25 protein-coding genes and 1 riboswitch are annotated in these 24,973 nt (G+C 46.4%); of the genes, 17 read left to right on the forward strand and 8 right to left on the reverse strand.

Translation table 11 applies throughout. The annotated features are described in order from the left end of the window. Positions 1-59 precede the first annotated feature (59 nt). From QWY22_RS05150 to QWY22_RS05180, 8 genes are all read left to right on the forward strand, one after another. The gene (locus QWY22_RS05150; protein ID WP_300983418.1) at positions 60-1,406 is read left to right on the forward strand and encodes a cytochrome ubiquinol oxidase subunit I; all 1,347 of its coding nucleotides are present in this window, start codon (positions 60-62) and stop codon (positions 1,404-1,406) included. 2 nt (positions 1,407-1,408) lie between these two features. Continuing rightward, positions 1,409-2,437: a cytochrome d ubiquinol oxidase subunit II gene (locus QWY22_RS05155; protein WP_300984335.1), complete on the forward strand. Its 1,029-nt coding sequence runs from the start codon at positions 1,409-1,411 to the stop codon at positions 2,435-2,437. Positions 2,438-2,450: 13 nt separating this feature from the next. Then, on the forward strand, positions 2,451-2,561 hold the full coding sequence (cydS, locus tag QWY22_RS19630; protein WP_407072354.1) for a cytochrome bd oxidase small subunit CydS family protein: 111 nt from the start codon (positions 2,451-2,453) through the stop codon (positions 2,559-2,561). Positions 2,562-2,725: 164 nt separating this feature from the next. Further along, on the forward strand, positions 2,726-4,090 hold the full coding sequence (rlmD, locus tag QWY22_RS05160; protein WP_300983419.1) for a 23S rRNA (uracil(1939)-C(5))-methyltransferase RlmD: 1,365 nt from the start codon (positions 2,726-2,728) through the stop codon (positions 4,088-4,090). Between the two features lie 144 nt (positions 4,091-4,234). Continuing rightward, a complete protein-coding gene (locus tag QWY22_RS05165; protein WP_300983421.1) occupies positions 4,235-5,227 on the forward strand; it encodes a tRNA dihydrouridine synthase in 993 nt (330 codons plus the stop codon). 157 nt (positions 5,228-5,384) lie between these two features. After that, positions 5,385-6,152, forward strand: coding sequence for an ion channel (locus QWY22_RS05170; RefSeq protein ID WP_300983423.1), 768 nt, complete (start codon positions 5,385-5,387; stop codon positions 6,150-6,152). Positions 6,153-6,231: 79 nt separating this feature from the next. Beyond that, a complete protein-coding gene (locus QWY22_RS05175) occupies positions 6,232-6,381 on the forward strand; it encodes a Fur-regulated basic protein FbpA (protein WP_074511596.1) in 150 nt (49 codons plus the stop codon). A 75-nt stretch (positions 6,382-6,456) separates the two neighbouring features. Beyond that, positions 6,457-7,908, forward strand: coding sequence for an amidase family protein (locus tag QWY22_RS05180; RefSeq protein ID WP_300983424.1), 1,452 nt, complete (start codon positions 6,457-6,459; stop codon positions 7,906-7,908). A gap of 38 nt (positions 7,909-7,946) precedes the next feature. On the opposite strand, the gene QWY22_RS05185 is transcribed toward QWY22_RS05180, so the two are convergent. Beyond that, the gene (locus tag QWY22_RS05185; protein ID WP_300983426.1) at positions 7,947-8,798 is read right to left on the reverse strand and encodes a TetR/AcrR family transcriptional regulator; all 852 of its coding nucleotides are present in this window, start codon (positions 8,796-8,798) and stop codon (positions 7,947-7,949) included. 162 nt (positions 8,799-8,960) lie between these two features. Between QWY22_RS05185 and QWY22_RS05190 the strand changes: the two genes are divergently transcribed. The 4 genes from QWY22_RS05190 to QWY22_RS05205 all read left to right on the forward strand — a co-directional run bounded on the left by QWY22_RS05190 (position 8,961) and on the right by QWY22_RS05205 (position 14,412). Then, complete coding sequence (locus QWY22_RS05190) at positions 8,961-10,430, forward strand: MDR family MFS transporter (protein WP_300983428.1); 1,470 nt, start codon at positions 8,961-8,963, stop codon at positions 10,428-10,430. Between the two features lie 674 nt (positions 10,431-11,104). Then, a complete protein-coding gene (locus QWY22_RS05195; protein ID WP_220629823.1) occupies positions 11,105-12,265 on the forward strand; it encodes a DEAD/DEAH box helicase in 1,161 nt (386 codons plus the stop codon). Beyond that, positions 12,262-13,491: an aminopeptidase gene (locus QWY22_RS05200; protein WP_300983430.1), complete on the forward strand. Its 1,230-nt coding sequence runs from the start codon at positions 12,262-12,264 to the stop codon at positions 13,489-13,491. The genes QWY22_RS05195 and QWY22_RS05200 overlap by 4 nt, the downstream gene beginning before the upstream one ends. A 3-nt stretch (positions 13,492-13,494) precedes the next feature. Next, on the forward strand, positions 13,495-14,412 hold the full coding sequence (locus QWY22_RS05205; RefSeq protein ID WP_367281293.1) for an SGNH/GDSL hydrolase family protein: 918 nt from the start codon (positions 13,495-13,497) through the stop codon (positions 14,410-14,412). A 35-nt stretch (positions 14,413-14,447) separates the two neighbouring features. Here the strand turns inward: QWY22_RS05205 and yxzF are convergent, their stop codons facing one another. Both yxzF and QWY22_RS05215 read right to left on the reverse strand, forming a co-directional pair. Further along, positions 14,448-14,585: a small protein YxzF gene (gene yxzF, locus QWY22_RS05210; RefSeq protein ID WP_300983434.1), complete on the reverse strand. Its 138-nt coding sequence runs from the start codon at positions 14,583-14,585 to the stop codon at positions 14,448-14,450. A 69-nt stretch (positions 14,586-14,654) separates the two neighbouring features. Beyond that, entirely contained in the window at positions 14,655-15,725 is a 1,071-nt protein-coding gene (locus QWY22_RS05215) for a M20 family metallopeptidase (protein WP_300983436.1), read from the reverse strand. 145 nt (positions 15,726-15,870) lie between these two features. Continuing rightward, positions 15,871-15,970: riboswitch (TPP riboswitch) on the forward strand. Between the two features lie 94 nt (positions 15,971-16,064). Here QWY22_RS05215 and thiT point away from each other — a divergent pair. Then, the gene (gene thiT / locus QWY22_RS05220) at positions 16,065-16,640 is read left to right on the forward strand and encodes an energy-coupled thiamine transporter ThiT (RefSeq protein ID WP_300983438.1); all 576 of its coding nucleotides are present in this window, start codon (positions 16,065-16,067) and stop codon (positions 16,638-16,640) included. A 133-nt stretch (positions 16,641-16,773) separates the two neighbouring features. Continuing rightward, a complete protein-coding gene (gene map, locus QWY22_RS05225) occupies positions 16,774-17,523 on the forward strand; it encodes a type I methionyl aminopeptidase (protein WP_300983439.1) in 750 nt (249 codons plus the stop codon). Positions 17,524-17,543: 20 nt separating this feature from the next. On the opposite strand, the gene QWY22_RS05230 is transcribed toward map, so the two are convergent. Further along, positions 17,544-18,263 carry a TspO-related membrane protein gene (locus tag QWY22_RS05230; RefSeq protein WP_300983440.1) on the reverse strand — a complete coding sequence of 240 codons (720 nt, stop codon included), beginning with the start codon at positions 18,261-18,263 and terminating at the stop codon, positions 17,544-17,546. 215 nt (positions 18,264-18,478) lie between these two features. On the opposite strand from QWY22_RS05230, the gene QWY22_RS05235 reads away from it, so the two are divergent. The 3 genes from QWY22_RS05235 (at position 18,479) to QWY22_RS05245 (ending at position 21,387) form a co-directional block, all read left to right on the forward strand. Continuing rightward, complete coding sequence (locus tag QWY22_RS05235) at positions 18,479-20,278, forward strand: M3 family oligoendopeptidase (protein ID WP_300983442.1); 1,800 nt, start codon at positions 18,479-18,481, stop codon at positions 20,276-20,278. Positions 20,279-20,282: 4 nt separating this feature from the next. Continuing rightward, on the forward strand, positions 20,283-20,831 hold the full coding sequence (locus QWY22_RS05240; protein WP_036805867.1) for a GNAT family N-acetyltransferase: 549 nt from the start codon (positions 20,283-20,285) through the stop codon (positions 20,829-20,831). 82 nt (positions 20,832-20,913) lie between these two features. After that, complete coding sequence (locus QWY22_RS05245) at positions 20,914-21,387, forward strand: DinB family protein (RefSeq protein ID WP_300983444.1); 474 nt, start codon at positions 20,914-20,916, stop codon at positions 21,385-21,387. 90 nt (positions 21,388-21,477) lie between these two features. On the opposite strand, the gene QWY22_RS05250 is transcribed toward QWY22_RS05245, so the two are convergent. From QWY22_RS05250 to QWY22_RS05265, 4 genes are all read right to left on the reverse strand, one after another. Further along, a complete protein-coding gene (locus QWY22_RS05250; protein WP_053166936.1) occupies positions 21,478-22,044 on the reverse strand; it encodes a beta-class carbonic anhydrase in 567 nt (188 codons plus the stop codon). A gap of 92 nt (positions 22,045-22,136) precedes the next feature. Further along, entirely contained in the window at positions 22,137-23,144 is a 1,008-nt protein-coding gene (mreBH, locus tag QWY22_RS05255) for a rod-share determining protein MreBH (protein ID WP_300983445.1), read from the reverse strand. A 240-nt stretch (positions 23,145-23,384) separates the two neighbouring features. Then, a complete protein-coding gene (locus tag QWY22_RS05260; protein WP_175557149.1) occupies positions 23,385-23,525 on the reverse strand; it encodes a hypothetical protein in 141 nt (46 codons plus the stop codon). A gap of 84 nt (positions 23,526-23,609) precedes the next feature. Next, positions 23,610-24,842: an aminopeptidase gene (locus QWY22_RS05265; RefSeq protein ID WP_300983447.1), complete on the reverse strand. Its 1,233-nt coding sequence runs from the start codon at positions 24,840-24,842 to the stop codon at positions 23,610-23,612. Between the last annotated feature and the right edge of the window lie 131 nt (positions 24,843-24,973).

A 24,973-nucleotide genomic window follows, 5' to 3' on the forward strand; every position in this document is an offset into this window, starting at 1 on the left:
CAATAGGGGTGTAGAGACGAGTACGGGAAATAAAGTGATTTTGAAAGGAGAATAAATTGATGGGATTTGAAGATACAGCGCTGCTGAGTCGAATATTGACTTTAATGACGCTTTCATTCCATATTCTTTATGCAACAGTAGGCGTAGGCGTTCCACTAATGATCATGATTGCCCAGTGGGTAGGAATCAAGAAAAACGATGACCACTACATCCTTTTGGCAAGACGATGGGCACGAGGTTTCGTTATTACGGTCGCAGTCGGGGTCGTAACCGGAACAGCCATCGGGCTGCAATTATCCTTATTGTGGCCGGATTTTATGCAATTGGCGGGTAACGTGATTGCCTTGCCGTTGTTTATGGAAGTTTTCGCCTTTTTCTTTGAAGCGATTTTCCTTGGAATATATTTATATACATGGGACCGGTTCGAAGACCAGCGCAAGCATTTGCTGCTGCTGATTCCGGTAGCGCTTGGCGCAGCCGCATCTTCACTGTTCATCACAGTGGTTAACGCATTTATGAACTCACCGCAAGGGTTTGAAGTATTGAACGGCGAACTGGTCAATGTCAGCCCGCTGCTTGCGATGCTGAGCCCGGCGATGCCGACGAAAGTGGCGCACGTGATGGCGACTGCGTTTATGACATCCGCCTTTTTGCTGGCATCGATTGCGGCATTCCGGATGATCCGCGGTTCCAATCATATCTATCACAAAAAAGCGTTGTTCTTAACAATGAAATTAGGATTAGTGTTCTCGATTGCGACAGCATTGATCGGTGACTTCTCCGGTAAATACCTGGCAGAATACCAGCCGGAAAAATTGGCGGCTGCTGAATGGCATTTTGAAACGGAAGAAGGGGCAGAGCTGATTTTGTTCGGTGTACTGGACGGCGAAGAAGCGAAATACGCCATTAAAATTCCGTATGCGCTGAGCATTCTGGCACACAGTCTTCCAAATGCAGAAGTTACCGGCCTTAATGAGTTTCCAAAAGATGAAATACCTCCGCTTTGGATTCATTATCTGTTTGATACGATGGTAACCATCGGCATGTGGCTAGCGTTCTTCTCCTTTGTTTACGTCGCTGCTGCATGGCGCGGCTGGTCATTCATCAAAGCCAAATGGTTCCGTTGGCTGATTGTAGCAGGCGGCCCGTTGGCGCTGATTGCCATCGAAGCCGGCTGGTGGTTTACGGAAGTCGGGCGGCAGCCATGGATTCTGCGCGGCTACATGAAGACTTCTGAAGCAGCCACAACAAGCGGGCAAGTCGACTTGATGATTATTTTGTTCGCTGGCCTTTACTTTATTCTTGGAGCCGGAACGATTGTGGTCTTATCACGGATGTACAAACGCAATCCGGTTGAAAAGGAACTTGCAGACCGTGAAGCTCAAAAAGGCGGTGAACAAGAATGACTTTGACACTTGAAATAATCGGAATCTCCGTCTTGTGGCTATTCCTGTTCTTGTACGTCATCGTGGCGTCAATTGACTTTGGCGCCGGGTTCTTTAACGCCTACAGTGCATTTACGAACAAACAGCATATCTTAACGAATATCATCCAGCGCTATTTATCGCCGGTATGGGAAGTAACGAACGTCTTTTTCGTCTTCTTCTTTGTCGGCATCATCGGGTTTTTCCCGCAGACAGCTTATTATTACGGCACGGCGCTCTTAGTGCCGGCGAGCATCGCGCTTGTCCTGCTATCTATTCGCGGATCGTATTACGCTTTTGCAACGTACGGGGCAAAAATCAACCATAGAGGATATATCTTTATGTACGGCTTGTCGGGGCTTTTGCTCCCGGCTTCCCTGTCTCCCGTACTGGCTATGTCTGAAGGCGGGTTTATCAAAATGGCAAACGACAAGCCGTATCTGGATTACTGGGCGCTGTTTACTAGTCCGTTAACTTGGAGCATCGTCGTATTGAGTTTGGCCGCGGTTCTTTACATTTCTGCCGTATTCCTGACATGGTATGCAGATAAAGCCGGAGACGTCAAAGCCACAGAATTGATGCGCAAATATGCGCTGATCTGGGCAGGTCCGGCCATCGTTACCGCTACCGGCATCATTTTTGAGCTGCGTGCCCACAATGCGGAACATTACGCACGCCTTCTTGATTTATGGTGGGTATTCGGTATTTCGTTCCTGTTGTTCATCGGCACCGTCTACTTGATTTGGAAACGCCGGAATTACGGCTGGGCATTCATTTTGCTGGTTGGTCAATTCTTTACAGCGTTTTTCGCATACGGCTTCTCGCATTATCCGTATTTGCTGTATCCTTATTTGACGATTTATGACAGTTTCACAAACGAATCGATGGCGATTGCCTTGATCATTGCATTTATTGCAGGGCTTGGCTTGCTGCTGCCATCACTGTATCTGTTGTTCCGTCTGTTCTTGTTTGATAAAGACTACGTCAAAGGGAAATCGGATTACCACGCGTAAGGAGGAAACAGGAATGCAAGATTTCTTTATATTTTATGCACCGTTTTTAGTGTTGATCGGATCCATTGTGTTTGGTTTCTGGATTTCCCTGAAAGACGGAGCAGCGTCAAAAGAAGACAAATAATCAGCGTGGGCAGGGAAAATCCTGTCCGCGTTTTTTGATGCTGTAATTGTCAGTGGAAAATGCCTTTGACTGCATTTGATCCATCATTTGCGTATCGAATCTAAACGGTCACTTTCGCTTTTCTTTTGTGGTACAATGGTGAAATGTGAAATGGAGTGAACGAATTGAAACCAGTACAAAAAAATGACCGATTGCTTGTTCATGTGGAAGATTTGACGCATGACGGAGCGGGCGTTGCCAAAGTCGACGGCTATCCGCTCTTTATCCAGGGCGCTTTGCCAGGGGAAGATGTCCAGGTCCATGTTTTGAAAACTTTAAAGTCTTATGGCTTTGCAAAATTGATCCAAATCGAGCAGGCTTCGCCGTTCCGTGTAACGGCGCCTTGCCCGGTATTTGATACATGCGGCGGCTGCCAGGTGCAGCATTTGTCCTATGAAGGACAGATGACATTCAAGCAGAAATTGGTCCGCGACGCCATCACGCGCATCGGCAAATTGCCGGACGTGCCGGTGCATCCAGTCAAAGGCATGGAACATCCGTGGCGCTACCGCAATAAATCCCAGATCCCTTTTGGCACAGACAACGGCCGCGTTGTGGCGGGCTTTTACCAGACGCGTTCGCACAATATTGCGGATACCGATATTTGCCTGATACAGACACCGGAAGCCGATACCATTATGACTGGCTTGAAAAACAACCTCCATGAAATGGGCATCGAGCCATATGAGGAAGAAAAGCACCGCGGCATGCTTCGCCACGTTGTGGTCCGCAAAGGGCGCGCAACCGGTGAAATCATGGTGGTGTTAGTCACCAAGAAAAAGAAATTCCCACAAAGAGACCAAGCTGTCGAATTGATCCGGTCGCTTGTTCCTGAAGTGGCTTCCATCGTCCAGAACGTCAACGGAGAAAAAACCAATGTCATTTTCGGCAATGAAACACTGACGCTTTGGGGCAAAGACGTTATTGAAGACCGCATCGGTGATGTGCGTTTTGAAATTTCTGCCCGCTCGTTTTACCAAGTCAATCCGGAACAGACGGAAGTGCTGTACGGACAGGCATTGGAATACGCGCAATTGACTGGAGATGAAACCGTAATTGACGCATATTGCGGCATCGGGACCATCTCGTTGTTTTTAGCGGAACGTGCTAAATTTGTCATGGGTGTTGAAATCGTGCCTCAGGCAATTGAAGACGCCAAACGCAATGCCGCTCTGAACGGTTTTTCGAATACTTTGTTTGAAGCGGGTCCTGCAGAACAAGTGATTCCGCGCTGGTATAAAGAAGGCAAAACGGCCGATGTGCTGATGGTCGATCCGCCGCGCAAAGGCTGTGATGAGCAGCTGCTGCAGACGATTTTGAAGCAGCGTCCAAAACGGGTCGTTTACGTTTCCTGCAACCCGGCGACACTGGCACGCGACTTGCGCATCTTAGAAGACGGCGGCTACCGCACACAGGAAGTGCAGCCGGTCGATATGTTCCCGCAGTCTACGCACTGCGAAGCAGTGGCGTGGCTGGAATTGGCTGAATAACCATTATCGAAATGCTTTTCATAGATGAATCATAAATGACAGTGAATTGAATACGGATTGATTCAAAAGTAGACTGTTTAAAAGTGCCGGCTTGTACTTTTAAAGCAGCTGCTTTTGTTTTCAAACGAAAGGATTGGTAGTGCAATGAAAGAGAATTTTTGGCAAGACTTGCCGAAGCCGTTTTTCGTGCTTGCTCCCATGGAAGACGTGACGGATGTGGTATTCCGCCATGTCGTCAGCGCAGCAGGACGGCCGGATGTGTTTTTCACGGAGTTTACAAATACAGAAAGCTATTGCCATCCGGAAGGGCAGAAAAGTGTACGCGGACGTTTGATGTTTACGGAAGATGAACAGCCGATGGTTGCCCATATTTGGGGAGACAAGCCCGAGAACTTCCGCCAAATGAGCATTGGCATGGCAGAATTGGGCTTTAAAGGAATCGACCTGAATATGGGCTGCCCGGTTCCGAACGTCGCGACGAGAGGAAAAGGCAGCGGCCTGATCCTGCGCCCGGATGTGGCGGCAGAAATTATCCAGGCAGCAAAAGCAGGTGGGCTTCCGGTCAGTGTGAAAACAAGACTGGGTTATTCCGAAATAGAGGAATGGCGGGAATGGCTGACGCATATTTTGAAACAGGATATTGCCAACCTGTCGATCCATTTGCGCACCCGAAAAGAAATGAGCCAGGCCGATGCGCACTGGGAGCTGATTCCGGAAATCAAAGAATTGCGTGACCGCGTCGCACCCGATACGCTGCTCACCATTAACGGAGACATCCTGGACCGGGAAATGGGGCTGAAACTTGTGGAACAGTACGGAGTGGACGGCGTCATGATCGGACGCGGGATTTTCAAAAACCCGTTTGCTTTTGAAAAAGAGCCGCAAGAACACAGCAGCGAGGAATACCTCAATCTTCTGCGCCTGCATCTGGATCTGCATGATCAATACATTGAAGAAGTGCCCCGTTCCGTAACGGCGCTTCATCGATTCTTTAAAATATATGTCAAAGGCTTCCGGGGAGCGGGCGAATTGAGAAATCAATTAATGAACACCAAATCTACCGAGGAAGTGCGTGCACTGCTCGAAAATTTCGAGTTGAATGATGTACAGCAAAACGACATTGTTTTGAAAAATTAAAGAGTGCTAGGCTGAGCCTGATGTCCCTTAAGGACGTCAGGCTTTTTTGTTTTTAGAGAGCCGCTTTTTTCTGAATAATGACAAACACCAGCAGGCAGAAAGTGTATACTAAAGGAAAAATGAATTTTCTGTCAAAAAAGAAAGGGACGGGAAACTGATGATCATTTTAAAAAAACTGTACTTTAAAGCGACGACCCTTTCTTGGGTAATCTTGACATCGTGCACTGCGGTACTGATTTTGCTGAGTACATTGCTGCTGCCGCTCATTGAGCCGCAAACTTTTGCTGGGAACTTTGACGCTCTCTGGTTTACGATGACCACGATGCTGACAGTAGGTTACGGCGATTTATATCCAGTGACGGCGCTTGGCAGAATCTATACAATCATTTTTCTCTACATTGTCGGCATCGGGTTGTTTGCGACATTTATCGGCAAAGCGATTGACAGCATCACGCTTTACAGAAGACAAAAAGAAAGCGGTGGTTTGGTGTACGAGGGGAAAAACCATATTGTCATCATTGATTGGTCGCATAAAGCGGAAAACGCCATCAAAGAAATTTTAGCAAGAGATCCGAAAGTCGAGATTGTCGTTATCGATACCATCGACAAAGCGAAAGAAGCCCATGAGCGCATTCACTTTATTAAAGGCAGAGCGACCGACGGGGAAGTATTGGACAAAGCCAATGTGAAACAGGCAGATGCTTTGCTGATTTTTTCCGATGATAAAATCGAAGACCAGGTTTTGGCTGACGGAAAATCCTTGATGATTGCCTGTGCTGTTGAACGCATTTCGCCTGAAGTGCATACAACAGTTGAGGTGGAGCGGGAAGAGCATATTCCGAATTTCTCGCACGTAAAAGTGGACAACTTTATTCTTTCAAATGCGACGATTGCGAAATTGGCTGTGGATTCGATTTTAAAGTAAATTAGTCGTTTATTAGGTTTCACGAAAACACATTAGTGGTAAAGAAAAGGGAGACTTCAACAAGGAGAGAACGAACCCAATGGACCAAATACCAGAATCCAAATTCGAAGATAAACGATCAACCATCATTGAGCAATTGGTCGAGCAGAATGTCTTTAAAATTGACGGCAGACAGCTATATGAATTGTCTTTGTATGAATTGATGAAAACATATACAGAAGAAGCGTAAGCCGGAGCCTTCCGGCTTTTTTCAATACAAAAAATTGGATAGGCACTGATCAATAGAAGAATTGGAGGAAACGGCATGCATCATAAAAAACTGGAAGAATTCCGCCGGGACCGTTTAGATGAAATGTCCATTTCTGAGCTGCAGCAGGAAATGCGGAACGGAACATTGACGTCAGAAGAACTGGTCCTGATGTACAAAGAGAATATTTCGCGGCGCGACAAAAATACTGCGGCCATACTTGAACTCAATCCGGATGCGCTGCAGATTGCGCAGGCGCTCGATTTTGAGCGGGCGCATAAAGGCGAACGGTCGCCGCTGCACGGCATCCCGGTGTTAGTGAAAGATAATATGAATACAGCAGACAAAATGCATACAAGTGCAGGTTCATTTGCCTTGAAAGACCATTATGCCTTGCAGGATGCACATGTCGCCGCGAAATTGCGGGAAGCCGGAGCCGTCATCCTGGGCAAGGCGAATATGACGGAATGGGCCAATTTCATGTCGGATAAAATGCCCAACGGCTATAGCTCCCGCGGCGGGCAAGTCAAAAATCCGTACGGGCCATTTGACGTCGGCGGCTCCAGTTCCGGCTCTGCAGCAGCAGTTGCATCCAACTTGGCAGCTGCTGCAATCGGAACGGAGACCTCAGGTTCCATAATCAATCCGGCGGCCCAAAACAGTTTAGTCGGCATCAAACCGACGGTCGGCTTGGTTAGCCGCAGCGGCATTATTCCGCTGTCCCATACACAGGACATTCCAGGGCCACTTGCGCGCACCGTGGAGGATGCAGTCACTGTTTTTGCAGCACTGATCGGCCAAGATCCGGAAGACCCCATCTCTGCCATGGCCGAGCAATTTGAAGGCTACGATTGGAAGCGTCATTTTAATAAAGACGGCTTAAAAGGCGTGACATTCGGCGTGCCGAGAAACCTGTTCGATGAAGACATCCCAAAAGAGCAGCTGGAGCAATTTGAAAGAGCATTGGACTCGCTGCGCGGCTGCGGAGCGGAGATTATTGATAACGTCGACCTGGGAGCAGATCAGGACGATTTGGGATTTGCTGTTCTGCTCCACGAATTTAAAGCAGATCTCAATGCATATTTGGCAAAATCCAATCCGCAAAATCCGATCCGGTCGATGGAAGACGTGATGACCTTTAATGAAGAACATGCCGAAACCATGCTGAAGTTTGGCCAGAATCTTCTCGAGCAGGCCAACAGCATGAGCGGCAAGCTGAATGAACGTGAATACGTAGAAGCGTTGGAACGGAACCGCTATTTAGCAGCCGAACAGGGAATCGGTGCAACGCTGAAAGAATTAGGTGCTGATGCGCTCGTACTGCCGCAGGATTTCGGCTGCAATATCGGAGCGGCGGCCGGATTTCCATCCATCACCGTTCCCTTTAGTTTCTCTTCTAATCACGAGCCGTTCGGCATAACATTTACAGGCCATGCATTCAGCGAACCGGCATTGATTGAGTATGCCTTTGCTTTTGAGCAGGCAGTAAAAGGACGGCAAAAACCATGAAAAAAGGCAGCGCCAATTGCGGCGCTGCCTTTTTTGTTTTACATATGCTGCAGTTCTTTCCATACTTTCTCGAGAGCAATGACCAGTTCGTGTTCGTAGGAATAATTATTGGCCAAAGTGGATAATACGCTTTCAATTAACGGCTTTCTTGGAGTTTTCAACACCAGTTCATCGGCTAAAAAAGAAACCAGCTGTTTAATGTCGTCTTCTTCCTCAAGAAGCAATGTTTTTAGTTTAGTGCTGAGGTCTTCGAGCGACATGGTTTCGTTCATATTGTCGAGAAGAATTTTTGAATTGGTGATAAATTGGTCTTTCGTTTCCATCTGATTCAAAATGGCCTCTTTCAAACGTCTAATGACAAAAGCCGACAATTGTTCTGTCGGCAACTCTTCGGCAGCGGTAAGTTTCCAAACGTTTGTCAGTTGCTGAATGGAACCATGAACGACGGCTGCATTTTCCAGTGCATACGGACGCGACTCCTCGCCAAAGACGTCCACAATCCGTGTCGCAATCCATTCGATTTCAGAAGAATAAGTTTCCCGAGCGAATTTTTTCAATTCCTCGTCCTGTGAATAAAAAATACTTTCATATAAGGAAAACAAATTCTTTTCACGGTTCATCTGGATGCGGATGCATAATTGTTCAGCCAGGACATCGCTATTGTTCAACGGTTTCCCGACGGCTGCCGCCATCCGCTTTTGGCGGATTTCGCTTCCAATCGATTCCATAATGGCAATCAGGCACTCTGCTTTCGAAGCGAAATAGTTGTAGAAAGTCCCTTTGGAAACTCCTGCTTCGTCCAGGATGTCCTGGATCGATGAGGCATTGTAGCCTTTATTGATGAACAGGGTGTAAGCTGCATTGATAATTTGCTGTTTTTTTAGATTCATGTTTTCACCTTTATACTGTTAGTCTACTGTCATCATATCTTGTAAGTGCTTGCAAATCAATCATTTTGGACCACCGGTATATTTTGCTTGATAATAATAGACAGGCAGTATAGAATGGTGAAATGAAGAAAAAACGCAAGAAATATACGGAGGAATAAAAGAATGAAAGAACAGAAAAAACCGCCTTATGGCATAATCGCCATACTCTTTACCGGAGCGTTTGTGGCAATCTTTAACCAGACTTTATTGAACATTGCGCTGCCGTCCATCATGATCGACTTTGGTATCGAAGCTTCTACAGCACAATGGCTTGTGACTGCATATATGCTCGTGAATGGTATTTTGATTCCGGCCAGTGCCTATTTGATCCAGCGTTACTCAAACCGCTCGATTTTCATCGTCGCAATGTCACTGTTTGCGCTGGGGACATTACTGGCTGCAACAGCCCCAGTTTTTAGTGTGCTTCTTGCCGGGCGTATGGTTCAGGCAGCAGGTGCAGCTTTAATGATGCCATTGCTGATGAACGTGATGCTGGCTGCATTCCCAATTGAAAAACGCGGTTCAGCTATGGGCTTTTTCGGACTTGTCATGGTCGTAGCCCCGGCAATCGGGCCGACACTATCAGGATTTATCGTTGAACATTACTCATGGCGTGTCCTGTTCTGGATTGTATTGCCGGTTGCGTTGATTCCGCTTGCTTTAGGGATATTTAAATTGAAGAACCTGACTTTCCAAGACCGCAACATCTCATTGGATACCGGGTCATTGATTCTTTCAACTCTCGGGTTTGGCGGGATCTTATACGGATTCAGTTCAGCCGGAACGATGGGGTGGACAGATCCGACGGTTATGGCTACTATCGCAGTCGGAATCATTTCTCTGGTAATTTTCGTTTTCCGCCAGCTGAAACTGGACGAACCTTTGCTTCAAATCCGAATTTACAAATATCCGATGTTTGCTTTGTCTTCCGCGATTTCTGTCGTTGTTTCGATGTCCATGTTTTCCGCGATGATCTTGATGCCAATTTACATTCAGACGATCAAAGGCATCTCCCCGATTGAATCCGGCCTTTTGATGTTGCCGGGTGCACTCGTTATGGGGGCGATGTCGCCGATCACCGGACGGCTGTTTGACCGCTTCGGCGCGAAAGTGCTGGCGATTCCAGGTCTTGCGATTGTTGTCTTGACTACCTATATGTTCAGCCAATTAAGCCTGGATTCGAGTTTCCTTAACATCATGCTGATTTATACATTGCGGATGTTCGGGATTTCAATGGTCATGATGCCGGTTATGACGAACGGCTTGAACACATTGCCGATGAAATCATACCCACATGGTACAGCCATCAATAACACGCTGCAGCAAGTAGCAGGCGCTGTCGGTTCTGCGTTCCTGATCTCCATCATGAACGCCCGTACGGAAACTGCTGCAAAAGACTTGGCTGCCAGCGGAACCAACCCAGCTGATATTTTGAATTTGGCGATGCTGGATGGCATCAACTTCTCGTTCTTTGTTTCCACTTTCATCGCACTCGTCGCACTGGCATTGGCGCTCTTCATCAAAAAGCCGGTCCGGCCTGCTACGGAAGCTGAAAAAGAGATTGTCTACAAACAAAAAGAAGTCACAGAATAAATTGAGGAAGGCGGGTCCAGTTACTGGACCCGCCTTTCAGCTTGTTGAGAAAGATATAACTGATATTCCGCAACCCAGCTGCGCTTGCCGCGGGCGATCCGCCAAGCCTCCTCAGCCGCTGCGAAAACCTTGTGCTCCTGCATCGCTTCGCTAGCTTCGTCGCAAATGATTGGGAAAAGCCCAATCATTTCTTGCGGGGTCTCGGCTGTCTCGCTTTCCTGCAGGCAAGACATTAGCCGAAGCCTGCGAGGCTAAGTCTTTGCGACGAGCTTGCGCAGGAGCAGTAGGGGTTTTCTCCGCTGGTTTGCTCCATATCGACAGTGAACTGTGAATAAATAGCATGCCTACTCTTCCACTCTTTCTGATAAAAAGAGAACTTTATAAAAAGAGTGACCCGAATGTAGCGGAAAGTGGCGACTCCAGCGGGAACAGCACGAGCTGAAGACCCTGGACGGAGCGCAGCGAAGGAAGCGGCTGAAGCCGTGCCCGCGGAAAGCGTCCACTTGGAGCGAAATGAATAAAGGCTTCACTTGTCACAGCCTAGAAGACGGGTCCAGTTACTGGACCCGTCTTTTTTATATTCAATGCAGACAAGGCTTGCACCACCTGCGCTTATCGCGATGCAGCATCAATTATGGTACACTATTAGCATCGAAAAAAAGGTGGAATACGACATGAAATTTATAGAAGAACTAAATCCGATTTGGCAAGAAAAATGGGAAAAAGCAGGATTTGAAACAGCTATGCCGATCCAGGAACAAATGATTCCGGAAATGCTGGCCGGCAACGACATCGTCGCTGAGTCCCCAACGGGTTCCGGGAAAACCTTGGCTTATGTACTGCCGATCCTTGAGCGCGTTAACCCGGCTAAAAAATCCATTCAGGCAATGATCATTGCGCCGTCCCAGGAATTGTCGATGCAGATCGTCAATGTGCTGCGCGAATGGACGGAAGGAACGGACGTAACAGTGGCACAGTTGATTGGCGGAGCGAACGTGCAGCGCCAGCTGGAAAAACTGAAGAAGAAACCGACAATTGTGGTGGGAACGCCAGGCCGTTTGAACGAACTGGTCAAAAGCAAAAAACTGAAAATGCATGAAATCCGAATACTTGTACTCGATGAAGGTGACCAGTTGATGGCCCGTGAACATCGTGGTGTTATGAAAGATTTGATTGAAAAAACACAGAATGAGCGCCAGCTTGTTTTAGTGTCAGCGACGATTACAGAGGAAGTGGAACTGGTAGCTGAGCGTTTGATGCAGCACCCGACCCGCATCCAGGTAACAGCAGAAGACTTGCCGATGCTCGGCAAAGTGACGCATTCATTCATTAAAGTGGAAGAGCGGGATAAAACCGATTTGCTTCGCAGAATTTCACATATTGACGGGATGAAGGCATTGGCTTTCGTCAATAACCTCGATCAGCTGCTGATGAAAGAAGAAAAATTGAAATTCCGTGATGCAAAGATTGTTGCGCTGCATTCTGAAATGAAAAAAGAAGAGCGGAAAAAAGCACTAGATTCTTTCCGCAAAGGGGAAGTGTCGGTGCTGATTGCGACGGAAGTGGCAGCACGCGGCCTTGATATCGATGCAGTGACACATGTTATCCATGTCGATGTGCCTCAGACCGTTGAGCAGTATTTGCACCGTTCGGGACGTACCGGCAGAGCAGGAGCGGACGGAGAAGTTCTGACGCTTCTGGCTTACCAAGATGAGCGCCATTATAAGAAATTCACTAAAGAGCTGCCTTCAAAACCGGTACAGAAAGTTCTGCACGGCGGCCAGTTGATTGAAGGAAACAGCAAAACCATTGCTGAAAAGGGGAACAGACGATGACTTTCCAGGAAAAGTTGGAGCAATACGCAGATTTGACCGTATACGTCGGATTGAATGTCCAAAAAGGCCAAACCATCATGATCAATACTACGGTCGATACGATTGAATTTACCCGTTTGGTGGTTAAAAAAGCATACGAAGCAGGCGCAAAGCGCGTTTACGTCAACTACACGGACCCTGTGCAAACGCGCACGCATTTTGAAATGGCGCCAGACGAAGCTTTCCAGGAATATCCACAATGGTCTGTTGTCCAGCGCGACGAAATCATTGATACCGGCGGTTCTTTCTTATGGATTGATGCTGAAGATCCGGACTTATTGACCGGCATTCCGGCGAAAAGATTGTCGGACTCCCAGAAAGCTTCTGGAAAAGCTTTGGAACGTTACCGGCAGGCAGTTGGATCGGATAAAGTGGCTTGGTCGATTGTGGCCATTCCATCTCAAAAATGGGCGCAGAAAGTGTTCCCGGATTTGGAAAGCGGCAAGCAGATGGATGCACTATGGGAAGCGATTTTCAAAACCGTGCGCATTGGCGAAGGAGATGCGGTGAAAAAGTGGCAGGAGCATATCGCCACTTTGGAAAAGCGGGCAAGTTTATTAAATAACAGAAGGTTTGACAAGCTGCACTACACAGCCCCTGGAACAGATTTGACGATTGCATTGCCTGAAAAGCATATCTGGATGTCCGGTGCTGCAAAGACGCCGCAAGGAAATCCGTTCATCGCCAATATGCCGACTGAAGAAGTTTATACAGTTCCGTTGAAGTATGGCGTTGAAGGTGTTGTACGCAATACGAAACCACTCGTTTATCAAGGGAATATTATCGACGAATTCACATTGACGTTTGAAAAAGGAAAGATTGTTAAAGCGCAGGCAGCAGTCGGACAGGAGCTTCTCGCTGAAATGATTGGAACGGATGAAGGCGCTGCTTACCTTGGAGAAGTGGCTTTGGTGCCGCACCAGTCGCCGATTTCAGATTCAAACATTTTGTTTTTCAATACGCTTTTTGATGAAAATGCATCCAATCACTTGGCAATCGGCGATTCCTACCCGACTTGCTGCGAAGGCGCACGCGATTTGGAACGGACTCAACTGGAGTCGATTGGCCTGAATACATCCATCGTCCACGAAGATTTCATGATTGGCAGCGCCGGCATGAACATTGACGGAATCCGGAGCGATGGCACAAAAGAGCCGATTTTCCGCGAAGGAAACTGGGCATTCTAAGAGGTGAGTAATTTGAAGAACTACTGGATTGCGGTATTGGCATTCGCCTTGTTGTTCGGCTGCACGATGTCGGTTCAGGCAGAAGTGAAAATGCCTGCGGTTTACATCGCGGTAGGGGATTCGCTCGCTGCCGGCCAGACGCCGAATTCTCAAATTGATACAGGCTATTCGGATTTGATCGCACAGGAATTAGCAAGCCATCAGCCGGTAGCGTTTTATTCAAAAAATCTGGCTTTTCCCGGGTTTACGACTGAAGACGTCTTAGAACGAATTCAGTCACCGGAGGCAAAGGAAGTTTTAAGCGCTGCAAATATCATTACCTTGTCTGCCGGAGCGAACGATCTGCTGCGGCTCGTCCAGTCGAATTCCGCACAAGGAACATTGGTATTTCAGCAAATCCAGGCCGATTTTGCGTTGAATAAAGCACGCCTAAACATGGAAAAAATCTTAACAGAAATGAAAAAAACGGCACCGCAGGCGGACATTTATGTAATGGGTTATTATTTTGCCTATCCCCACGTACGGGATTCACAAAAAGAAGGCACCGCGATGCAGCTTGATCGCCTGAACATGATTTTAGAGCAAAGTGCTGAAAAGGCAGGGGCAACATTTGTGGCAATTGATAGAGCATTTGGAGACAACGGCACGGATAAAGTGCCGAATCCGGCAGATGTGCACCCGAATGTGAAAGGGTATCAGGCGATGGCCAATGCTTTCCTGGACGCCTACCAGCCAGGTTGGAAAGTGGAAGACCAGGAATTGCCGGCAGCTGACCCAAAAACGTTTGAAGAAATCATCCAAGAGCAGGAGGAAAATGGAGCTGATGAAGCAGACGGGCAGAACGACGTTTCTTCAGCAACTTCCCACAGCCAGCTGGACGATCATTATTTGGCATTGCGTGAAGCCATTCCATATGCATAATAAAAACCGCTTCGGGCAGAACCCGGAGCGGTTTTTTATCTTGTACGTTTTGTTGGAGTCGTTTTGTACTTGCTCGTATCGCCAGCTTTTTTGCTTTGCATGACTTTGCGGATAATTGGATAAGCAACTGGTGCTATTTTAATAGCGGTTTTTACGATTCGACCTATTCCCATAGCAATCTCTCCTATCATAAGTGAGGTATAGACTAATTTCCCTCATCGTTTCTTTTTTAAACATGATCTTTATGAAAAGGCCAATGAAACAAGGATTTTACGGTAATCGTGGACACTTGAAAGAAGCACATATTCAGCGTTCCCATGCCAATCGTCCCCGGAAGGACCAAATTCAATGGCTCCTTCGCCGCCGTTCACCAGTGCATAATAACGGGTATCAGCGGCTCCATGTTGACCGAAAAGCACGGCATCTTCCCCTGTTGCCTGCTGAATGGATTTCTTCAGGGATTGAATGTATGGATTTTCTTCCGAAGTAGTCAGTGCAGGCGTGGAGCCGCTTGCTTTGTATTCCATATCGAGATTCAAGGTTTTTGCGAGTTCCGCCATCTGCCGGACGATTTCGTCTTTGTCCTGTCCCGGCATAAACCGAATATCATAGGACATATGGCAAATTTCCGGAACGACATTATAGCGGTCGCCGGCATTGATGATCGGCAAGTTAACGGAAGTTTGCTCATAGTATTCGGTGGATTCTTTACGGAACGGCAATTCAGCAATAGCCATATGATATTTCATCGCTGATTCAATCGCATTGATGCCTTCCCATGGCCGGCTGCCGTGAGCGGGTTTGCCCTTGAACGTCATATCCATGCGCAATATGCCTTTTGACTGCAAGCCGACCTTCAGTCCCGTCGGTTCGCCGCAGATGACAAAATCGCCATGGAAGCCCTGTTCGACAAGCCATTTAGATGTATGGCGGCCCCCGATTTCTTCATCGGTGACAATATGCAATTGCACAACGCGCGGCAATTTTTCAGCCTCAAGGTCGACAAAAGCCTGCATCATGGCAGCTACGCCGGCTTTCATATCCGCAGCCCCTCGTCCGTAAAGCCGACCATTTTCTTCCATTGGAACAAATTGGTCGGCGTGTCCCGGAACGACGTCGACATGCCCGTTCCAAACAATGGTTTCGGGCCCTTGGCCTTTAATTGCCGTCAGCATTAAATAACCTTCGTTGTCATGGACCGTTACTTCCTGCCCCTGTTGTTTAAGCCAGTCGGCGCAAAAAAGAAGCGCCTTGTTCGCCTCTTCTTTTGTATCACTTTCAATTTTAATCAAATCCTTAAGCAATTCTATCATTATTTATGGCAGCTAAAGTTCCGCTGCCAACACCACCTTTCTGTTTTTCCTCATATCTAAAAGAGTACCCTAATGGATCAGTTTGAAACGGAATTGCTTTCGGTCAGGGAGTTGTGTACAATACAGGTGATAACGAAATAATTGTATACACCACAAGGGGAGCTATTTGCTGAGAGTGAACATATTGTTCTTACCCTTTGAACCTGTAAGTTAATGCTTGCGCAGGGATGTGGATAGAAACCGGTCCTTAACGCGGCGCCAGGCTCTGTCCTAGCGCCGCTTTTATATGGTTTTTTTCTGCGGCCCTTCTGGTGATGTGCACAACACAAGGAGGAAGTCATGAGAAATTTACGAGTTTTACTGATGGTGGAAATCGCTATTTTCGGAGCGTTGGGATACGTGCTGGATTTTGTGGCATTCAAAATGCCGCAAGGCGGTTCAGTGAGTTTGGTAATGATTCCGATCGTCTTGATGGCGTTTCGCAGAGGTGTTTTAGCCGGTGTGTTAACCGGTCTGCTGGTTGGCCTGCTGCAAATCGTCACCGGCGTCATTTCGGTTACGCCGCTGTCGTTTGGATTTGTCGTATTGCAGGTCTTGTTGGATTACCTATTGGCATACGGTGTAGTTGGGCTTGCCGGCCTCATGCGCAGAAGGTACTTGCAGGCTTCGCATGAACACCGGACAGGCGGCATGATTGCGGCAGTAGTGATTGGGCTGTTTATCGGCTCCGTTCTGCGTTATGTGGTCCACGTCGTTACCGGAATTCTTTTTTTCGGCATGTTTGCAGAAGGCAATGTATTGATCTATTCAGCAGTTTACAATGCCACTTATATGATTCCGGTATTTTTGGTCGCCGCGGTTGTGTGTTCCACACTCTTCGCAACGGCACCTAAACTGGTGGATACAAAAGCGTAAGTTTAAGAGGATTATCTACCGGATAATCCTCTTTTTGTTATGCTGAGATTCAAGCAAATGACGGTGCTTTACGGGCATCTGCGCTTTTCTTATGATATAATTTTGGGTAGACAAGTTGAAAGAAGGGTACTAAATGATTGCCACTACAGAAAAAGATATTGAAATGCTAAAAAAAGCGGGCCGCATGGTCGCTGAAATCCGTGACGCTATGAAAGCTGCTACAAAGCCCGGCGTTACAACGAAAGAACTTGATGAGATTGGCGGACGCATGTTCAAGGAAATGGGCGGCGTGTCCGGACCGAAATCAGAATACGATTTCCCAGGGTATACATGCATCAGCGTAAATGAAGAAGTCGCCCACGGCATGCCGGGGAAACGGGTAATTAACGAGGGCGATATGGTCAACATTGATGTATCCGGCTCGTACGAAGGATATTTTGCCGATACCGGCATTTCGTTTGTTGTCGGGGACGGCTATCCGGAAAAAGAAAAACTTTGCGAAGTTGCCGCTTCTTCGTTTGAGCGTGCGATGACAAAAGTGAAAGCTGGCGCAAAGTTAAACCAGATCGGCAAAGCGGTTGAGCGCGAAGCGAAACAGCAAGGATTGTTCGTTATTAAAAACTTGACGGGCCACGGAATTGGAAAATCTCTTCACGAAGCGCCTCAACATATTTTAAATTATTACGATGCGTGGGAAACAACAATCTTAAAAGAAGGAATGGTTCTGGCAGTAGAACCGTTTATTTCCCAGAAATCCGAACATATTGTGGAATCAGGAGACGGCTGGACGTTCATCACACCGGATCAGTCACTGGTCGCGCAAATTGAACACACGGTACTGGTCACAAAAGGCGAACCGGTATTATTGACGAAAATAGATTAAGGCACAAAAAAAGACCCTTCTCAGGGTCTTTTTTTGATGAGCAATATTCCGGTTAATATAACACCTGCTAAAAATAAGGACGCTGTCGTAACGAGCAGCTCATCCATTTGATGCTTAACTGCAATGCCGATAAATGCCCAGATGAACACAAGGGCATAAGGGATGTCGGAATGATGGAATCGAATATGAAGTGCAAGTGCAGTTGCGACAGTCAACATGATAACCGTCCATAGCTGATCGCTCAGTCCCCAGCCGCTCCAGTTATAGTAGGTAAGGACAAAACTGATATTGGCAATTGTAGCCACACTGATCCATCCCATATTGACGGCTACAGGTAAACGTTCAAAAAGACCGCGTTCTTCATTGCTATATTGAAGATAAAGCCCAATCAACGCCAGCAAATACCCAATCATCGCTGCGATTGACCAGCCGAAGAATTCGTAATGCCAAAGAAGCAGCCAGCTAATATTGAACAATGCGCTTAATACAAAGAATGCGGTGATTTTTAATGGGGGAATTTGTCCTTTTTTCAGACGGACCCAAAAACCGATAATCCATATAGCCAGCAAGATGTAAATAACTGACCAGATTGAAAATACATAACCAGCGGGTGTAAACATGACCGGGAGACGATTGGAAATTTCTCCAGTTGTCTGTCCATTTATTGGCAGGATATTGGCCATAGCGTTTACTACAATGATGGCTATAAAAGCAATAGTCATCAACAGTATCCTAAACATAAGAGATCCCTCCTCTGTTTTAAGTATAACTGTCCTTGTAGGGGACAACAAACTGCAATTCCAAAAAAATTGAAATAAAAGGGAGTTTGTGAAGAAGCCGACACTTTTAAAAAAATATTGGAGAAGAAGGATTGCTTCAATTGTTCCGCCTGCCGAATAATAATGCTATACTAGTAAGTGTTTTTAGAAAATTTAGTTTACCAGGGGGTAACACAATGACGGTGAAATTTCCGGAAGTATGGGATTTGGAAGTTCTTTTTCCAGGGGGAAGCAACTCAAAAGAATTGCGTTTACATATTGAAAAGACAAACTCTGATTTAGCGGAACTTGAAGCGCTGGCTAAAAACTTTCAAGTACCGGCATCAGAGAAAGACGAGGCAGCCATTGTAGCTATGCTGGAGACAGTCAAAGGCATCATGCAGCAATTGAACCAGGCGGGCTCATTCATCGGGTGCCTCCAGGCTCAAAATACCGAAGATAAAAAAGCAGCGATTCTGCAAAGTGAAGACGCTGTATTAAATGCCCGTTTTCAGACGGCTCTTCAGGCGATCCAGCAGCAATTGGCCAAGACGGAAGAAAATGTGTGGACGGCACTTTTAGAATCGGAATCATTAAAAGAATTCAGTTTTGTGTTGAATGAATGGCGAGAAGAAGCAAATATGCTGCTTTCCGAAAAAGAAGAAAACATCATTACTTCGCTTAGTACCGAGGGCTACCATGGGTGGAGCCAACTGTATGACATGCTGGTGGGCGATATCAAAATCAAGATGAACATCAGCGGGGAAGAAAAAGATCTTTCTGTCGGCCAAGCCAATAACTTAAGCTCAGATCCGGATGCAGCCATCCGCCAACAGTCCTATGAAAAACTGGAAGCGGCATGGACGGACAAAGAAGAGTTTTTTGCCAAGACTCTAAATTCAATTGCAGGATTCCGATTGGAAGTCTATAAAAAACGCGGCTGGGACAGCGTTCTTCAAGAACCGCTTCATATGAACCGCATGAAGCAGGAAACCTTGGATGCGATGTGGGGAGCCATCAGCAAAAACAAACAGCCTTTTGTTGATTATTTGAATAAAAAAGGCAAGATGCTTGGAAAAGATGGGCTGGATTGGTTTGATGTGGATGCACCGGTAACGGAAAGTACGCAACAATATGCGTATCAGGAAGGTGCGGAATTCATCCTTGAGCATTTCGGGAAGTTTGGTCCGGAACTGCAAAAGTTTGCAGTCCAAGCATTTGAAAAAGGCTGGATTGAAGCGGAAGACCGGCCGAACAAACGCCCAGGCGGATTCTGTACGAGTTTGCCGATGACCGAAGAATCAAGGATTTTCATGACTTACAGCGGCTCAATGTCAAACGTTGCCACATTGGCGCATGAACTAGGCCATGCTTTCCACAGCCATGCCATGCAGCCGGTTCATCCACTAAACCGCTCATATGCGATGAATGTTGCAGAAACGGCTTCAACTTTTGCAGAAATGATCGTCGCGGATGCGGCCGTTAAAAATGCGCAGTCTAAAGAAGAGAAGTTAGCGCTTCTTGAAGATAAATTGCAGCGGAGCGTCGCTTTCTTCATGAACATCCATTCCCGCTTCCTGTTTGAAACGCGTTTTTATGAAGAACGCAAAAACGGGGTAGTATCGGCTGAACGCTTAAACGAATTGATGGAAGAAGCGCAGCAAGAAGGGTTTGCAGGGGGATTAACATCCACCCATCCGCATTTCTGGGCATCCAAATTGCATTTTTATATCACCGATGTCCCGTTTTACAATTTCCCGTATACGTTCGGTTATTTATTCTCCTTGAGCATCTATGCAAAAGCATTGGAAGAAGGCAGCCAATTTGAAGAAAAATATATGGCACTTCTGCGCGATACGGCTATTATGACAGCTGAAGACCTGGCGATGAAGCATTTGGGCGAAGACATCACACAACAGGCGTTCTGGGAAAAAGGAATCGCGCTTTGTGTGAAAGATGCTGAAGATTTTAACGCGCTAGTTTCCTCAGTGGGATGATGCCATGAATTTACTATTCGAAGGGCGTACATGTTATATTCGGAATTTAACAGTGGATGATGCGGAAGAGATGGTGCAATTACTGTCGCGCAATCGGGATTATTGGGCTATTTATGAGCCCCGCCATCAAGATAGTTATTTCACAGCCATGGTCCAGCGTGAAAAGATAAGGGAATCAATCTATCAGGCGAGAGAAAACCGCGAGTACAGCTTTGGGATTTTTGAGCACGAGTCCAATAATATGATTGGGCATATTTCAATCTACGGCATTAAGCGACTTCCCTTTCTCAGTGCACTGGTTGGCTATTCCATTGATGAAGCCTGCATCGGAAAAGGGATTGCGACGGAAGCAGTAGGGCTTGTGACAGCATTCGGCTTTGAACAGCTCCGGCTGCACCGGATTGAAGCATACGTGTCTCCGAGAAATACAGGTTCGATTCGCGTGCTCGAAAAATCGAAATATCAAAAAGAGGGGCTGCTGCGCGAGTTTCTCTATATTAACGGGGTATGGGAAGATCATTTCCAATACGCCATCCTGGAAAGTGAATTTTGAAAGGGCAAGGCCGCCTATAAAAAATGGTGGAATGCACTTGCCAGATGGTTTTCAGAATAAAGGCTGAGGAGGAGATTGCAAGATGGATAGACAAAGATTGTTTTCCTATCATCAATGGGCCACTCTGGAATGCCTTCGGCACGTCCAATCGCTGGGCAAGGAACTTTACCGGAGAGAAGGGCAGAATTCTTTCGCTTCCATCGAAAAAACGATGGAACACGTCATCGGCGTCGAAAAACTGTGGCTGATGCGGATGGCCGCAACCGAAAATCCGGCATTTGAATACTTCGATGTCGAAACATCAGAAAAAGCCATCGAAGCGTTTATGCTGCTGCATGCAGAAATGGAATTGTATATGTCTTCACTGACGGAAGAGCAATGGCTGGAGAAGCTGACGTTTAAAAATATGCGCGGCGATGAATTCGAGAACTCGCGCGAAGAAATGCTTTTCACGGTTATCAATCATGGCACTTACCACAGAGGACAAGTTACTTCGTTCCTGCGCCAATTTGGCAAAGAGGGAATTGCACTTGATTATCTTTATTTTAAAAAATAAGCAGGGCACTTTAAGGGAATTCTTAATGTTTCCGAACTAACAGCATAGAGTGTTTAACTATAGTGAGCAGAAAAAAACCGCTGAGATTTCTCAGCGGTTTTCGTTTCCGTTAATAACAATATCAAGTTTGCCCGTAGTAGGATCAATTACCAGTCCGTGAACCGGTACAGTACGGTCCATTAATGGATGGTTTTTCACCATATTTACACTGTGGCGTACGCTTTCGTTGACATCATCAAAGCCGCGCAGCCAGTCCTCGATGTTCACTCCGGAATATTTCAATTGCTCGATGGTTTTTTCATCAATTCCACGTGCCTTCATTTTTTCGAGCACGGAAGTCGGATCAATGGCAGACATGCCGCAGTCATGATGGCCGATTATATAAATTTCTTCTGCTTTCAATTCATAGACAGCGACAAATAGGCTGCGCATGATTCCTCCGAATGGGTGGTTAATGACAGCACCGGCACTTTTTACGATTTTTACATCGCCATTTTTCAAGTTCATGGCTTTAGGCAGCATTTCAAATAGCCGGGTATCCATACAAGTAAGAATAACGATTTTCTTGTCGGGGAATTTAGTGGTTATGTATTGCTCATACTCTTTGTTCTCAACAAATTGTTCGTTGTACTCCAAAATATCTTCCAACATGGACATATTCGGTTCCTCCTTTAGAAAGCCTATTTTTATTTTAATCCTTTTTGCAGAAAAAAACAGCCCGTAAGCACAATGCTTCCGGACCGTTGGGCTTAACGTGCGATTTTGTCCAATTTGTTAAGCATGACAAGCGATTTTCCAGTGCCGATTGCGACAGACTCCAGCGGCTGCGGTGCAATATGTACCGGTACCGAAATTTCTTCAGATAGCCATTGCTGCAGGCCTTTCAGCAAGGCGCCGCCTCCTGAAATGATTACGCCTTGGTCTACAATATCCCCAGACAATTCGGCCGGACAGTTTTCCAGCGTAGCGCGGATGCATTCGAGAATGGCCAGCAACGATTCTTTTAAAGCTTCCTGGATTTCCGTTGAAGTCAAGTTCACGACTTTTGGCAAACCGGTCATGATATCGCGGCCGCGGACTTCCATGGTTTCCTCTTCGTGAGAGATCAAGGCATAACCGATTTGTTTTTTAATATTTTCAGCGGTAGGCTCGCCAATCAGCACATTGTATTTTTTGCGGACATATTGAATGATGTCTTCATCCATGCGGTCACCCGCAACTCGTACTGTATTGGCTGATACAACGCCGCCAAAGGAAATGATGCCGACTTCAGTCGTGCCGCCGCCAATGTCTACGATGACGCTGGCAATCGGTTCGCTGACTGGAAGATCTGCGCCAATTGCAGCTGCCACCGGCTCTTCGATCAAGTGGACGCTTTTTGCGCCGCTGTGTTTCACTGCGTCCACGATGGCGCGCCGTTCGACGGAAGTGGCACCGCAAGGCGTGCAAATCATGACATTCGGTTTGCGGAAAGAACCGCCGATTTGTTTGGCTGCTTTTTGCATGACCAGTTTCAACAATTCGATGGTCACGTCAAAGTCTGCAATAACGCCTTCTTTTAAGGGACGGACCACTCGAATTGAGTCAGGGGTTTTGCCAATCATAGCTTTGGCATCTTCGCCGAACGCAATCACTTTATTTGATTTTGTATCCAATGCGACCACTGAAGGTTCGTTTAAAATAATGCCTTTTGCTTTTGTATAAACTAAAATATTTGCAGTTCCTAAATCAATTCCAATATCCGTTGAAGAAAACATGCCTAAACTCCTCCTAATTATAAACAAGTGCCATCTTACATTTTACCATGAAAAATTAATGTAAAAAGAAGGGAAGCAGAAAATGAGACATTTGAAAGGTGAATTATATTGAAAAAATCGGAATTGAGGGTATATAGTCGCGAGTTGGGCCATCTTAAAAGAAAATAGGTTTCCTGCTGCGGGAGCAGGTGCCGAATTCAGCCATGAAAAAACCGCTCTCAATAAGAGAACGGTTTTTTTTCAATATCTTTTTTTCGGTAGTGGATCTACATGCTCCGCATCGTGTGCATGAAGCTCTTTACCCAGAAAATGCAAGAGTGTAAAGAAGAACAAGAAAATAACTACCATGAAGCCCATAACGATTGTAACGCCTTCTAACATAATGATAACTCCTCTCGTGTCTGTAATTATCACTTTAAGTATACATGATAGCCCACGATAAATTAAGTGTCAAAATAATGATACTTAAAAAGCCCAGTTGCCGGCTCTGAAAATCGGTTCACGAGTGCCGTCTTCCAGGATTCCGTCAATATCCATTTCGCCGGAACCGACCATGAAGTCGACGTGGGTAATGCTTTGGTTTAGGCCCTGTTCAGCCAGCTCTTCCTTCGACATTATTTTGCCGCCTTCGATACAGAAGGCATATGCACTGCCAATCGCAAAATGGTTCGATGCATTTTCATCAAAAAGGGTATTGTAGAATAAAATATTCGAAGCTGAAATCGGCGATTCATGCGGCACGAGCGCTACTTCGCCCAGATAATGCGAACCTTCATCGGTAGCAACAAGTTCTTTTAACACTTCTTCGCCTTCAGCTGCAGTAACATCGACAATTTTGCCGTTTTCAAACGTAATTTTAAAATCATCGATGATATTGCCGCCATAACTTAACGGTTTCGTACTGGAAACATAGCCGTTGACGCCTGTTTTGTCCGGCACAGTGAATACTTCTTCAGTCGGCATGTTTGCCATGAATGTATGGCCTTTCTCGTTTACAGATCCTGCACCGCACCACAAGTGGCCTTTTGGCAATGCAACTTCCAAGTCTGTTTTTGGAGAAGTGTAATGTAGTTTAGTGTATTTTTTATTGTTCAAGTAATCCACTTTCGTGTGCAAAGTTTTATCATGGTCCAGCCATTCTTGTACCGGATTGTCCAAATCGGCGCGCACCGCTTTGAATATTGCGTCCCATAACGCGTCCATTTGCTGATCTTCCGGAAGTTCCGCGAAGACTTTGACTGCCCACTCTTTGGAAGGGGCGGCAAGAACGGTCCAGCTGATCTTGTCTGATTGCACATATTGGCGGTATTTGCTGAGTGCCGTTCCCGTTGCTTTTTGCGAAGCGGCAATCCGTTTCGAATCAATGCCTTTTAAAAGGTCCGGGCTTTGAGACATAATGCTGATAAACGCAGCTCCTTGATCAGCCAGCAATTCACGCTCCTGTACTTTCCAGGAAGGGAAATCTGCAAACGAATCTTCTGGAGCCAGTTCAAAGCGGGTGCGTGTAATTTCGTCATCGCTCCAGTCCACGTGGACTTGTCTGGCGCCTGCTTCATAGGCTTTTTTTGCAATTAAGCGTACAAAAGGTGCAGCATTCAAGGTAGTGTTGATATAAAGCGGTTGCCCCGGTTGAATATTAACACCTACGTTTACAGCAAGTTCCGCATAACGGGCCAGTTTTTCGTCAAAAGTTGTCAAATAAATCTCTCCTCTCATCTTTCTTATTTTAGCAATTTTCAGTCAGTCGTGGCAATGTTTAGCACTAAAAGCATGAATAGAAATTTTTTTACAGGACTTTCACTCTAATGGCAAAAAGAAAACAGGAAATA

It is taken from the genome of Planococcus liqunii (assembly GCF_030413595.1).
In the GTDB taxonomy this organism is placed as follows: Bacteria; Bacillota; Bacilli; order Bacillales_A; family Planococcaceae; genus Planococcus; species Planococcus liqunii.